General features: G+C 60.9%; 10 protein-coding genes and 1 other RNA gene. 2 read left to right on the plus strand and 9 right to left on the minus strand.

What is annotated here, in order from left to right; all coding sequences use genetic code 11:
- Nucleotides 1-71: 71 nt before the first annotated feature.
- The 8 genes from AACY45_RS15870 to AACY45_RS15905 form a co-directional block, all read right to left on the minus strand.
- Nucleotides 72-812: a hypothetical protein gene (locus AACY45_RS15870; protein WP_339546342.1), complete on the minus strand. Its 741-nt coding sequence runs from the start codon at nucleotides 810-812 to the stop codon at nucleotides 72-74.
- A 136-nt stretch (nucleotides 813-948) separates the two neighbouring features.
- Nucleotides 949-1,342: a transfer-messenger RNA gene (ssrA, locus tag AACY45_RS15875) on the minus strand.
- A gap of 98 nt (nucleotides 1,343-1,440) precedes the next feature.
- Entirely contained in the window at nucleotides 1,441-1,716 is a 276-nt protein-coding gene (locus AACY45_RS15880; RefSeq protein WP_339546343.1) for a hypothetical protein, read from the minus strand.
- 292 nt (nucleotides 1,717-2,008) lie between these two features.
- Nucleotides 2,009-4,819: an FAD-binding and (Fe-S)-binding domain-containing protein gene (locus tag AACY45_RS15885; protein ID WP_339546344.1), complete on the minus strand. Its 2,811-nt coding sequence runs from the start codon at nucleotides 4,817-4,819 to the stop codon at nucleotides 2,009-2,011.
- Complete coding sequence (locus AACY45_RS15890; protein ID WP_339546345.1) at nucleotides 4,816-5,487, minus strand: LutC/YkgG family protein; 672 nt, start codon at nucleotides 5,485-5,487, stop codon at nucleotides 4,816-4,818. Before AACY45_RS15890 ends, AACY45_RS15885 begins: the two co-directional genes overlap by 4 nt.
- Nucleotides 5,487-6,941: a LutB/LldF family L-lactate oxidation iron-sulfur protein gene (locus AACY45_RS15895; RefSeq protein WP_339546346.1), complete on the minus strand. Its 1,455-nt coding sequence runs from the start codon at nucleotides 6,939-6,941 to the stop codon at nucleotides 5,487-5,489. The genes AACY45_RS15890 and AACY45_RS15895 overlap by 1 nt, the downstream gene beginning before the upstream one ends.
- Nucleotides 6,938-7,762: a (Fe-S)-binding protein gene (locus AACY45_RS15900; RefSeq protein ID WP_339546347.1), complete on the minus strand. Its 825-nt coding sequence runs from the start codon at nucleotides 7,760-7,762 to the stop codon at nucleotides 6,938-6,940. Before AACY45_RS15900 ends, AACY45_RS15895 begins: the two co-directional genes overlap by 4 nt.
- Nucleotides 7,763-7,899: 137 nt before the next feature.
- The gene (locus tag AACY45_RS15905; protein WP_339546348.1) at nucleotides 7,900-9,594 is read right to left on the minus strand and encodes a lactate permease LctP family transporter; all 1,695 of its coding nucleotides are present in this window, start codon (nucleotides 9,592-9,594) and stop codon (nucleotides 7,900-7,902) included.
- Between the two features lie 261 nt (nucleotides 9,595-9,855).
- On the opposite strand from AACY45_RS15905, the gene AACY45_RS15910 reads away from it, so the two are divergent.
- Nucleotides 9,856-10,623, plus strand: a complete 768-nt coding sequence (locus AACY45_RS15910; protein ID WP_339546349.1) for a GntR family transcriptional regulator — start codon at nucleotides 9,856-9,858, stop codon at nucleotides 10,621-10,623.
- A gap of 51 nt (nucleotides 10,624-10,674) precedes the next feature.
- Here the strand turns inward: AACY45_RS15910 and smpB are convergent, their stop codons facing one another.
- Nucleotides 10,675-11,157, minus strand: coding sequence for an SsrA-binding protein SmpB (smpB, locus tag AACY45_RS15915; protein ID WP_095169483.1), 483 nt, complete (start codon nucleotides 11,155-11,157; stop codon nucleotides 10,675-10,677).
- 117 nt (nucleotides 11,158-11,274) lie between these two features.
- Here smpB and AACY45_RS15920 point away from each other — a divergent pair, with 117 nt between their 5' ends.
- The gene (locus AACY45_RS15920) at nucleotides 11,275-12,678 is read left to right on the plus strand and encodes a sodium-dependent transporter (protein ID WP_339546350.1); all 1,404 of its coding nucleotides are present in this window, start codon (nucleotides 11,275-11,277) and stop codon (nucleotides 12,676-12,678) included.
- The last annotated feature ends 2 nt before the right edge of the window (nucleotides 12,679-12,680 follow it).

Genomic DNA, 12,680 nt, shown 5'->3' on the forward strand with positions numbered 1-12,680 from the left:
CCAGCGTTGAATCGGTGACTCACTACTGCGATAAGTGGATTGTGTTCGGTCAGAAATCCTAACTATTGATCCTAACTAATCAGCGGAAGCAAAAGCGTCACAGCGGCTGACGATGCGATTTGAGCGGTTGTTTGGTACCCGGATACCAAATCGTTGACCTTGCCCAGGACATCGAAAAATCCTTTGACGAATTCTTTCCCCGAACCCGATTCCGCTTTGATTGACTCGCCATGTCTAAGTATTGATCCGATGGCGTTATCCACCGCGGCTTCTAGCGCCTCCCCTCCGTCGACAAGAAAACCCAGGAGTGCTGCACGTATCGCTTCAAGATGTTTGATGAAAAGCTTCTTGAGCTCCGGTGTAATCTCTGAGCCTAGGCATTCCTCTAGAAGCGTGTCTAGCTTCCTAATGAAGTCGTTGATCTGGGGGGAGCTTTCCGACGAGCTCGCAGGGTGGAATTGCGACATCGCATAAATACCAAATCCCAAGCCGAGCATGGTTGCTTCATCAAGATAAGACTTGTAAGCATCCCATTGTGCGAGAAGGTTTTGGTTCGCCAGTAAGGCATCAACTCGATCTAAAGGTACGAGAAACCTGGTCTTGTCCCCAGGAACGAATTTTTCGACAACGGTTCTGCAAAGGCTGACATCGTCCATCAGGGATCTGAGAGCATAAATCAAGCCGGGCAAGTCAGTAGGAGGGATCTTAAAAACCTTGGCCCAGACGTCAAGCGAGGCCTCGTGAGCAGGTAGGTTTCGAGCTGAGTCCAGCTGCTCATAGAGTCGCTCGAATGGGTTCTGTGCATCTTCCATGTTCTTCCCCGAAAAATTCTCTTGTGCAGAAGGAATAGGCTGTCATTAAGCTGGCATAACCGAGCCAAAACCACCCATTCAGGCACAAAAAAGGCACTTGCGATAAACGCTAAGTGCCTAATTTATAACGCTAATTTGGTGGAGCCGGGGGGATTTGAACCCCCGTCCGCCAGTACTCCGCTGTCGGTACTACATGCGTAGCCGTGTCTATTAAGTTAACCCTCAGCGACCCGACGGGCAGGGTGCTTTGGGCGAGTTGTGTAAGTTTTAGCCGCTTCGTCCACAACGTACTGCACGGCGATTCTGTTCTATATGACAATCACTTTGGGTTTACAGACATCCCCTGATGATTGCTGGACCCGAAGGTACCAGGAGGGAAGGGCTAAGGCTGCTTACGCAGCGAGAGCGTATTCCCCGTAGGTTTCGTCATTGGCAACTATAGGAAGTTGCAACAGTGGATTTACGAGTTCTGTTACCAACTCGGCATGCACCTAAAGTTTCGCAACCGGCGTCGAATCCTAAACGGCCCCGAGCCCACTACTCTGTGGATCAATTTGAGCAGCAAGCCTGCGCAGTGTACGCCAACGCGGGCGATAAGGCCAACCCGAAGGTTGGCCTTGTACGCGCATCAGCCCTTGTCAGGGGTTCGGGTCTGGATTTTGGTCAGGGTGCCGGTGGTGATCTCGATGCAATCCTTGGTGTTGCCGGCAGCCTTGGCTTCCTGTGCTTTCTTCAGCGCGGCCTTGGCGTTGTCCATGGCGTTTTCTGAGGTGGCGGGGGCGGTGTTGATGGCATCCTGGAGTTTCTGGATATTGCCATCGCACAGGTCTTCATCCGCAGCAAACACCGGCGAGGCCAACAGTGCAGCGGTGATGAACAATCCAGCAATTGCAGAGTGCTTCATGGGTATCTCCTTGTGCATGAGGGCTCGGTGCTGCCGGTCGATGGGGCTGCTGGCCGAGTGGGTAAGCTCTTGTGCAGGGCTTAGCTAGATGACTATAGACGCACGCAGGAATTCGGTTTTTTTTTGTGTTTTTGCTGAACCTGCAGGCGCGGGCGACCGCTTGCGGCTTGCTCGCGATGAGCTCGGGGCCGGTGTGTTGAATCAGTAAGCACCGGTTTTTTGTTGAGTTCATCGCGAGCGGGCTCGCTCCCACATACAGCTCATGCCTACATACAACCACCCCAGGTGCGCCCTATGCCGGGCGGGCCTGGGTCACTCGGTCTACCAGGTAGACCAGGCCGTGGTAGTCGATCCCGCCGTGTTGGCTGAGGCCGATTTCACAGGTGCGGCTGGTGGAGATGCCTTCGCTGCAATGCTGCACGGCGTCCTTGAGGGTGCGCAGTGAGTGGGCGTTCAGTTCGGGGGTGGTGAAGCCCTTGTCGCCGGCAAACCCGCAGCAGTGGATGCCTTCGGGAATTACCACGTTGTTGCTGCAGCGCCGGACCAGGTCGATCAGTGCCTGGCTTTCGCCCAGGTGCTGGGTGCTGCAGGTCACGTGCACGGCAATCGGGGCGTCCTGGGGGGTGAAGTCGAGGCGCTCCAGCAGGTGGCTGCGGATGAAGCGCACCGGGTCGTAGAGGTCCAGGCGCGTGTCGCCCAGGTCCTGCATCAGGCGCAGGGTGCAGGGGCTGGTGTCGCAGTAGATCGGATCGAGCCCGCCGCGGCTGGCGTGGAGCAGGGCGCCGAGCAGTTCCTGGCGTTTGTGTTCGGCTTGTTCGGCGTAGCCTTTGGAGGCGAACGGCTGGCCGCAGCAGAGGTTGTCCAGGTTGTCTGGAAACACCACTTGATAGCCGGCTTTTTCCAGCAGGCCGCGGGTTTTGTCGTACAGCGAGGTTTGTTCCTTGTCGCTGGCCGCCGGGCCCATGGCGCGTGAGACGCAGGCCGCCAGGTAGACCACCCGCGGGCGTGCATCGCTGACCGTCGGGCTGAAGCGGATCGCCCGCTCCGGCTGGGGCATGGCGTTGCTCCACTGCGGAATCTGCCCTTTCGACAGCTGGCTCAGGCGAGCGGAGAGTTTGCTCAGGCGCGGGGCGCCCAGCAGCATCCGCGCGCCGTTGGCCACGTGCAGGGTGAAACGCGCGCCTTGCAGGGCGGTGGCGAAATGTCCTTCCAGCCAGTTGGCGGTTTTCACATGGGTGGCGCTGCGGCTGCGCAGTTTTTTCACCAGCTCGCCGGTGTTGATGCCCACCGGGCAGCGTTGTGCGCACAGGCCGGTCGCCGCGCAGGTGTCGAGGCCTTGGTATTGGTAGGCTTCTTCCAGTTCGCGGGTGTCGATGCCGGCGCGTTTTTTCGCCTGGATGTCGCGCCAGATCACGATGCGTTGGCGCGGGCTCAGGGTCAGGCCTTTGGAGGGGCAGACCGGCTCGCAGAAGCCGCACTCGATGCATTTGTCGACGATCTCGTCGGCGGCCGGCAGGGGCTTGAGGTGCTTGAGGTGGATCTGCGGGTCGTCGCTGAGGATCACGTCCGGGTTGAGGATGGCGTTGGGGTCGAGCAGGCGCTTGAGCTGCCACATCAACTGGTAGGCATCGCTGCCCCACTCCAGCTCGACGAAGGGTGCCATGTTGCGTCCGGTGCCATGCTCGGCCTTGAGCGAGCCGCCGAATTCCACGGCGACCAGTTGCGCCACGTCGTCCATGAACGCCTGGTAGCGGGCGACTTCTTCCGGGCTGTTGAAGCCCTGGGTGAAGACGAAGTGCAGGTTGCCCTCCAGGGCGTGGCCGAACAGGATCGCTTCGTCGTAGTGGTGTTTGTCGAACAGTTCGATCAGGCGGTTGACGCCGATTGCCAGTTGCTCCACCGGGAAGGTCACGTCTTCGATGATCACCGTGGTCCCGGTTTTGCGCACCGCGCCGACGGCGGGGAAGGTGTCCTTGCGGATCGCCCAGAGCTTGGCGTTTTCCGCCGGGTCCTGGGTGAAGTCGACCTGCTTTTCCACTGGGAAGGGCGCCAGTGAGGCCATGATCTGCGCCAGTTGCTCCTCCAGCAGCGCCGAGGTGGCGGCGCGGGACTCGATCAGCAAGGCGCAGGCCTGGTTCGACAGTTGTTGGACGAACGCCGACATCCCAGGTTTGTCCTGCACCGAGCGCAGGCTGCGGCGGTCCAGCAGTTCCACCGCCGAGACGGGCTGGCTTTTGAGCACGGTGACGGCAGTGCAGCAGGTTTCCACGTCGGGGAAGACGATCAGCGCCGAGGCTTTGTGCGGATGGTCGATCACGGTGTCGTAGGTCACCGCGCTGATGAAGCCCAGGGTGCCTTCGGAGCCCACCAGCAGGTGGCTCAAGATATCCACAGGCTCGTCGTAGTCCACCAGGGCATTGAGTGACAGGCCGGTGGTGTTTTTCAGACGGTATTTATGGCGAATTTTCGCCGCCAGGCTGGCATTGGCCCGGGTCTCGCGGCCCAGGGTTGCCAGGCGTTCCAGCAATTCTGCGTGACTGACACGAAAAGCCGCGACGCTGGCGGGGTCCTCGCTGTCCAGGCGACTGCCGTCGGCCAGCACCAGGCGAATCCCGGCCAGGGTGTGGTAGGTGTTCTGGGCGGTGCCGCAGCACATGCCGCTGGCGTTGTTGGCGACGATGCCGCCAATCTTGCAGGCGTTGATCGAGGCCGGGTCCGGGCCGATCTTGCGTCCGAAAGGGGCGAGCCAGGCGTTGGCCTGAGCGCCGATGACCCCCGGTTGCAGGCGGATCTGGGTGCCCTGGCCACGAATCTCGCGGCCGTTCCAGTTGTCCCCCAGTACGATCAGTACCGAGTTGCTGATGGCCTGGCCGGACAGGCTGGTGCCGGCCGCGCGGAAGGTCACGGGGACGCGGTCGCGCTGGGCCAGTTGCAGCAGGCGGACCACTTCGTCTTCGGACTCGACGCGGATCACCAGTTGCGGGATCAGCCGGTAGAAGCTGGCGTCGGTGCCAAAGGCCAGCGTCGACAGCGGGTCGTCGAAGCGTCGCTCGTGGGGAATCAGTTGCTGCACATCGCGCAGGAAAGCCGTCGGTAGGGTCATTGGTCCTCCAGGATCAGTACCACCAGGTCTTTCGGACCGTGGGCGCCGTACGCCAGGACTTGCTCGATATCGGCGGTCTTCGATGGGCCGGACACCAGCAGCGCGTTGGTCGGCATGCCTTGGGCCCAGTTGAACTCGCGTTGTACCTGATAGAAGTTGTCGCGGATTTCGCTGGCCTTGAGCAGGGCGAAATGCACCGGCGGCACCAGGCTCATCAAGCGCGGTTCTTCGCGGGTCGGCCAGAGGATCAGGCTACCGGTGGCGGCGATGGCGCCGAGGGTCGTGGTCAGGCTGGCCGGGGTGTCGTTGAACAACTCGGCTTTCCATTGCTCTACCGGCCGGTCGTAGGCTTTGAGCGTCGGCAACCCGGGATGTTGCGCCCAGTGCTGGGTGACGCGTTGCCCGTGGGCGGTGGTCGGGGCGATCAACAGGCTGGGCAATTGGCGCTCAGCCAGCAGTTGCGCGAGCAATGCCGGCCAGCCGTCCGCCGAGGTCAGGTGGATTTCGGTGTGCACCGCTTCCATCAGCTTGCGCAGTTGTGGGATGCGTTGCTCGGCGGTGTAGGTGTAGGGCTCGGTCACCAGCGCTTCATCGAAGTGGTCGGGCACGGGTGTGGTGCCCGTCAGGCTATGGCGCAGCTTGGCGAGAATGTTCTGTTTGGCACTCATCAGCGATCCCCCTGTTTGCCCAGATGCTCGCGGGCCATGTCGTGCAGTGAGCGGGCGGCCGGTTTTGGCGCGCTGTGGTTTTGCGTCCAGGGGCCAAGGTTGTTCGGCGTGAGGGCGCGCAGGCGGGTGGCGAAGAAGCCGAACAGCCGATACAGGGTCGGCGAGCTGTTGAGTCTGGCCCAGGCGTTCCAGATGAAACGCTCTTTACGCGAGTACTTGCTGCCCTGGCCGCGCATGACTTGATGCGGGCTGTCGGGCGCCTTGACGTTTTCTTCGCGCAGGCGGCGCAGCAGGGCCGGGATCGGGATTTTCACCGGGCACACTTCACCGCAGGCACCACACAGGGAGGACGCGCTCGGGTGGTCGGGGACTTTCGCCAGGCCGACCATGTGCGGGGTGATGATTTTGCCGATCGGCCCAGGGTAGACCTCGCCATAGGCGTGGCCACCGATGCGGGTGTAGACCGGGCAGTGGTTCATGCAGGCGCCGCAGCGGATGCAGTTGAGGGTCTGGCGCAGTTCGCTGTCGGCGAAGGCCTGGCTGCGGCCGTTGTCCAGCAGCACCAGGTGCACTTCTTGCGGGCCATCGAGCTCGTGGGCCTGGCGCGGGCCGGAGATCATGTTGACGTAGGTGGTGATCGGCTGGCCAAGGGCCGAGCGGGTCAGCAGCGACAGCAGCGGGACCACGTCGCGCAGGTTCTCGACGACTTTCTCGATCCCGGTGACGGCGATATGCACCGGTGGGACGGTGGTCGACATGCGGCCGTTGCCTTCGTTTTCCACCAGCAGCAGGGTACCGGTTTCCGCCACGGCGAAGTTGACGCCGGAGACGCCGATGTCGGCTTCGAAGAATTTCTGGCGCAAGACTTTGCGCCCGATCTGAATGAGTTGGTCAACGTCCTTGGTGTACTCCACGCCAAGTTTGTCGTGGAACAAGGACGCGACCTGACCGGCATTCTTGTGGATCGCCGGCATAATAATGTGTGAAGGCTTCTCGTGGTCGAGCTGGACGATGAACTCGCCCATGTCCGATTCCAGGCATTCAATGCCCTGTTCAGCGAGGACATGGTTCATCTCCATCTCTTCGCTGACCATCGATTTGCCCTTGATCACTTGCCGCGCCTCGTGAGCGTGGATGATCTTGAGGACGATGCCATTGGCCTCGTCCACCGTTTCCGCCCAGTGCACGGTCACACCGTTGCGGGTCAGGTTCTGTTCAAGTTGCTCGAGCAGGTCGGGCAACTTGGATAACGCACGGGCGCGGACCGCATTGCCCAGCGCGCGCAAATGTTCTCTTTCGTGGGCATCGCTGAAGGACGCTGCCCGTTTTGTCATCAGTGAATCCATCGCAGTGCGAAAGTTGTTTCGCAGTTGCTTGTCGTCCAGAGCCTGGTGGGCCCGGGCGCGAAAATCTTCTTCGACGCTGACCGTCGGAATAATCGTGGAAGTGCTCATCGGGTACCTCCGGTTCGCTGCCAGAGGAAGCTGGCCAGGTGTTGGCCGCGCAATGCTGCCTGCTGTTTCTCCAGCGAGCCGTTGATGTTCATCAAGCAACCGCAGTCGGCACTGAGTACCTGGTGCGCGCCGGATTCCTTCAACGAGCGGGTCTTGTCCGCCACCATCGCGCCGGAAATGTCTGGCATACGGACGCTGAACGTCCCGCCAAAGCCACAACATTCGCTTTCGTGATCGTGATTGACCCGTTCCACGTTGCTCAGTTGCGCCAACAACTCGCGCCCGTGCAGGTGGGTGTTCATCTCGCGGCGTGCCGAACACGACGTGTGCAGGGCCACCTTGACCGGTGCGCCGCTGTCCTTGAGTTGCACTTTGCAGACAAACAGCAGGAACTCGGCCATTTCATAGGTCCGGGCGGCGAGCGCCTGGACTTGCTTCAATGTCTCCGGCTCGTCCTTGAACAAGTCGGCGTAGTGTTCGCGCAGCATGCCGGCGCAGGAACCCGACGGCACCACCACCGGATAGTCCCCGGCAAACAACGCCAGTTGCGAGCGTGCCACGGTCCGTGCCTGCTCGGTGTAACCCGAGGTGTAGGCCGGTTGTCCACAGCAGCTTTGGCCTTGCGGGTACTCCACGCGAATGCCTTCGCGCTCCAGCAGGTGAATCGCGTCCATCCCGGCCTCGGGATAAAACAGGTCGACCACGCAGGTGCCGAACAGGTAGACCCGTGGCGGTTTTACGCTGGGGTACTGGCGCGGTTCTGGCAGTGGCGGGGCAACACGTGTCGCGTTCGGTACGGCGTTGTAGAAAAGCTCGCTCATCAGGCGTGTCTCTCGGCCGGTTATCCGTCCGCTGCGGTTGCTGACTGTAAAGCGACAAGCTTTCAGCAACCTTGCAGACCGGGTTGTGAGTTGCAGACGCCGCAGGCGGGCTACGGCGTCGGTTCTTTCGCTGTTTCTTAGTGCACCAGCATGCCAGTGAGCCAATAGGCCTGGGCCAGTGTGATCAGGCCGACAATGGTTGCAAAGAATAGGCTGTGCTTGAGGGTGAAGCGGAACAGGTCCGATTCCTTGCCCACCAGGCCGGTCGCAGCGCAGGCCACGGCGATCGATTGTGGCGAGATCATTTTGCCGGTTACGCCGCCGCTGGTGTTGGCGGCCACCAGCAGGGTGTCGCTGACACCGATCTGGTGCGCGGTGGTCGCTTGCAGCGAACTGAACAGGGCATTGGAGGAGGTGTCCGAACCGGTCAGGAACACGCCCAGCCAGCCGAGGAACGGTGAGAAGAACGGGAACGCTGCGCCGGTGCCGGCCAGGACCAAGGCCATGGTCGACGACATGCCCGAGTAGTTGGTGACGAAGGCGAAGGCCAGCACCATGCCGATCGAAAGGATCGGCCAGCGCAGTTCGTAGAAGGTCTCTTTCAAAGTGGTCAGACCAGTTTTGAAATTGATCTTCAATACCCACATGGAGATCAGTGCGGAGAAGAAAATCGCCGTGCCGGTGGCCGAAATCGGGTCCAGCTTGAACACCGCAGGAATGGCCGTCGGGTTGGTGACGATCGGGGCAACCTTGATCACCATCTGGTCCAGGTGCGGGATGGCGAAGTTGAACACCCAGCTGTACATCGAGCCGCCGGCGGCAAACATCGCCTTGAAGGGCTTGAGGGTCCAGATGGTCACCAGTACGGTGAGGATCAGGAACGGCGACCAGGCCTTGATGATTTCACCCAGGCTGTAGGGCGAGACCACGCTGGTGCGTTTCTGCCCGAAACCACCGACGCTGGCGGTGACCACGGCGTCCGAAGTGACACCGGCGATCTGCGCGCCGGCGGCACGTTTAGGCTGCCAGACCTTGAGGAACAGGGTCAGGGAAATCAGGCTGGCCAGGGCCGAGGTGATGTCCGGCAGTTCCGGGCCGATGAAGTTGGAGGTGAAGTACTGGGTGATGGCGAAGCTGAGGCCGGCCACCAGGGCAGCGGGCCAGGTTTCCCGCACGCCGCGCATGCCGTCCATCATGAACACCAGCCAGAACGGCACGAACAGCGACAGCAGCGGCAGTTGGCGGCCGGTCATGGCGCCGATCTTGAAGGCGTCGATGCCCGTGACCTGACCGGCGACGATGATCGGGATGCCCAGCGCGCCAAACGCCACGGGGGCGGTGTTGGCAATCAGGCACAGGCCGGCGGCGTACAGCGGGTTGAAACCGAGGCCCACCAGCAGGGCGGCGGTAATGGCCACCGGTGCACCGAAGCCTGCCGCGCCTTCGAGGAAGGCGCCGAAGCAGAAGCCGATCAGCAGCACTTGCAGGCGCTGGTCATCGGTAATCGACAGCACCGAGCTGCGGATCACTTCGAACTGGCCACTCTTGACCGTCAGTTTGTAGAGGAACACGGCGGCCACGATGATCCAGGCAATCGGCCACAGTCCGTAGGCAAAGCCATAACCGGCGGCGGCGAACGTCATGTCGACCGGCATCTGGAAGGCAAAGATTGCCACCAGGATCGACAACGCCAGGGTGATGCTGCCGGCGACATGTCCTTTGAGGCGGAACACGGCCAGGGCCAGGAAGAAAAATATGATGGGGATAACGGCCGCGAGCGCGGACAAGCCGAGACTGCCGAGCGGGCTGTAGAGCTGTTGCCAGGTTTGCATATGGGGTGGCCCCTAATTGTTGTTGGTCAGGCACTGATAAGCGTTCTTGGATAATTGGTAAGACCAATTTACAATCGCTGTGGGCTAGGTTAAAAGCCTTGTGGGTGGTGTGTCAATTTGCCGCCCTAAAACTTTTGTCGAATGAGCGGTGCAGGGGCCATCTGATCCGCTTGATCAAATGTGCTCTGGTAGGTGCTGGCGCGGCGTCAATAGGCCAGAATAGAGAGCCCGGCGAGCCGTCGGGATGGTGGAGAATGAGTTATGGGGTTTGATCAGGTTCGTCAGCGCCGTTTGTCTGACGATATTGTCGAGCAGCTCGAGGGGATGATTCTCGAGGGCACGCTGAAGTCCGGTGAGCGGCTGCCGGCAGAGCGCGCCTTGGCCGAGCAGTTTGGGGTGTCGCGGCCTTCGCTGCGCGAGGCGATCCAGAAATTGACGGCCAAGGGCTTGCTGGTCAGTCGCCAGGGCGGCGGTAATTATGTGGTCGAATCCCTGGGCTCGACCTTCAGCGATCCCCTGCTGCACCTGTTGGAGAGCAACCCCGAAGCCCAGCGTGACTTGCTGGAATTTCGCCATACCCTGGAAGCTTCATGCGCCTACTACGCGGCGTTGCGGGCGACCGAGGTCGATCGTCAGCGATTGACGGCGGCGTTCGATGAGCTGCAGGACTGCTACACCCGCCACGATGAAGTGAGCCGGGCGGAGGAGGGGGCGGCGGATGCCAGGTTTCACCTGGCGATTGCCGAGGCCAGCCACAATGCGGTGTTGCTGCACACCATTCGTGGGCTGTTCGATCTGCTCAAGCGCAACGTGGTGACCAACATCGGCGGCATGTACCAGCAACGCACGGAAACCCGCGACATGCTGATCACTCAGCACCGGGAGCTGTATCTGGCGATAATCGAGGGGCACGCCGAGCAGGCGCGGGAGGTTTCCAGCCGCCATATCCTGTATGTGCAGGAAGTGCTGGAAGAGGTACGTCAGCAGGTGCAGCGCGAGGCTCGGGCGGAGCGGCGCAAGGGGATGTAGTCATGATCGTTCCCACGCAGGGCGTGGGAACGATCATGTCAAGGCGAAGAGTTAGTCTTCCTTGCCCTTGTTGCGCACCGCACGTTGCAGTTCGCGGCCGGCATCACGTTCGCGCTCGGTATCGCGCTTGTCGTATTCCTTCTTGCCCTTGCCCAGAGCGATCTCGCACTTGACCATGTGCTTGCTCCAGTACCAGGACAGGCATACGCACGCATAGCCTTTTTGCTGCACGGCAGCCGCCAGCTTTTCCAGCTCGCGTCGGTTGAGCAGCAATTTGCGAGTGCGCACCGGGTCGGCAATGACGTGGGTGCTGGCGGTCATCAGGGGCGTGATGTGGCTGCCGAGCAGCCAGGCTTCGCCATCCTTGAGCAGCACATAACTGTCTACCAGTTGCAGCTTGCTCGCCCGCAGACTTTTTACTTCCCAGCCGGCCAGGACCAGACCAGCCTCGAACCGATGTTCGATGAAGTAATCGTGTCGCGCCTTTTTGTTCTGCGCGATGGTCCCTGTTGGGTGTTTCTTCTGTTTAGCCATAGGGGCGGCATTATAGGCAGTTGCGCGCGAGTCGGCTACGGGGATCCTGCGTGCTTGAGCGCATTGAGTGAATCCCGGACAATGCGCCCTCTTTTTTAGCGGTTGGGCGTAGAGTCGATGTCGTCAGACAAGGTTTCAGTCCACGGTAGTTGGGCGAGCCGTTGGGTATTCATACTCGCTGCAACCGGCTCGGCCGTGGGCCTGGGGAGCATCTGGAAATTCCCCTACATGGTCGGCGTCTATGGCGGCGGTGCGTTTGTCCTGGTGTTCCTGGCGTGTATCGCGTTGATCGGCCTGCCGGTGATGCTGGCGGAAACCCTGATCGGCCGCCGGGCCCGGCAAAGTCCGGCGAATGCCTTGAAGGTGCTGGCGCTGGAGGCGGGGCATTCGGCGAAATGGTCCTGGGGGGCATTTGCCGGGATGATCACGGCGTTGCTGATCCTGTCTTTCTACAGTGTGGTCGGTGGCTGGTCCCTGGATTACATCATCAGTATGGGCCGTGGGGATTTCCAGGGTGTGGCGGCCGATCAGGTCGGTGCCTACTTTGAGGGGGTGATTGCCAACCCGTGGCGCCTGACACTCTGGCATAGCCTGTTCATGTTGCTGTCGGCGGCCGTCATCGCCAAGGGCGTGGTGGCGGGGCTGGAGCGCAGCCTGCGAGTCATGATGCCGCTGCTGTTCGTGATGCTCCTGGTGTTGCTGGGCTACAGCATGACCACCGGGCATTTCATGGAAGGCGTGCATTTCATGTTCGACTTCGATTCGGCGAAAGTCCTTGGCGGCCTGTTGCCCGCCATGGGGCATGCGTTCTTTTCCCTGAGCGTGGGCGTTGGCTCGATCATGATCTACGGTGCTTATCTGCCCAAGGATTCGTCGATCTCCGGCACCGTGGTCGGGGTTGCCCTGCTGGACACCTTTGTTTCGCTGCTGGCCGGCCTGGCGTTGTTTCCGATTGTGTTTGCCGGCGGTTTGAATCCGAGTGAGGGCCCGGGGCTGATGTTTGTCAGCCTGCCGTTTGCCTTTGGTAATGTGGCGTTCGGCCAGGTGATGGGGGTGGTGTTTTTTGTCCTGGTGGCCATTGCTGCCTGGAGTTCGGCGATCTCGCTGCTCGAACCCATGGTCGCGTACTTGGTTGAGCGGACGAAAATCCGCCGTGGCTGGGTGACGTTCTGGCTGGCCTTCAGTTGCTGGTTTGTTGGCCTGGGGACGGTGTTTTCCTTCAATATCTGGAAGCAGGCCAAGTTTTTTGTGAACGACGGCGCCGGGTTCCACCTCTACCAATGGGGTGCGCACAGCGGCCTGGATTTCTTTGGTGTGATCGATTTCTTCACCTCGCGGATCATGTTGCCGCTCGGTGGATTGTGTTTTGTGGTGTTTGCGGGTTGGGTCATGAATCGGGGAGCGGTGCGCGACGAATTGTCGATCCGCAACCCGGCGCTGTTTGCCCTGACCTTGTTTTTGATGCGCTATGTGGCGCCCATCGGCATTCTTGTAGTGTTTGCCGCCCAGCTGTGGAAGTGACG

Source organism: Pseudomonas sp. RA_35y_Pfl2_P32 (genome assembly GCF_963970735.1).
Lineage (GTDB): Bacteria > Pseudomonadota > Gammaproteobacteria > Pseudomonadales > Pseudomonadaceae > Aquipseudomonas.

What these genes read in the sequence shown, in the direction of transcription:
- AACY45_RS15895 (WP_339546346.1), bottom strand. Translation starts at nt 6,941, where the DNA reads ATGAGCACTTCCACGATTATTCCGACGGTCAGCGTCGAAGAAGATTTT.
- AACY45_RS15885 (WP_339546344.1), bottom strand. Translation starts at nt 4,819, where the DNA reads ATGACCCTACCGACGGCTTTCCTGCGCGATGTGCAGCAACTGATTCCC.
- AACY45_RS15910 (WP_339546349.1), top strand. Translation starts at nt 9,856, where the DNA reads ATGGGGTTTGATCAGGTTCGTCAGCGCCGTTTGTCTGACGATATTGTC.
- AACY45_RS15920 (WP_339546350.1), top strand. Translation starts at nt 11,275, where the DNA reads ATGTCGTCAGACAAGGTTTCAGTCCACGGTAGTTGGGCGAGCCGTTGG.
- smpB (WP_095169483.1), bottom strand. Translation starts at nt 11,157, where the DNA reads ATGGCTAAACAGAAGAAACACCCAACAGGGACCATCGCGCAGAACAAA.
- AACY45_RS15900 (WP_339546347.1), bottom strand. Translation starts at nt 7,762, where the DNA reads ATGAGCGAGCTTTTCTACAACGCCGTACCGAACGCGACACGTGTTGCC.
- AACY45_RS15880 (WP_339546343.1), bottom strand. Translation starts at nt 1,716, where the DNA reads ATGAAGCACTCTGCAATTGCTGGATTGTTCATCACCGCTGCACTGTTG.
- AACY45_RS15870 (WP_339546342.1), bottom strand. Translation starts at nt 812, where the DNA reads ATGGAAGATGCACAGAACCCATTCGAGCGACTCTATGAGCAGCTGGAC.
- AACY45_RS15890 (WP_339546345.1), bottom strand. Translation starts at nt 5,487, where the DNA reads ATGAGTGCCAAACAGAACATTCTCGCCAAGCTGCGCCATAGCCTGACG.
- AACY45_RS15905 (WP_339546348.1), bottom strand. Translation starts at nt 9,594, where the DNA reads ATGCAAACCTGGCAACAGCTCTACAGCCCGCTCGGCAGTCTCGGCTTG.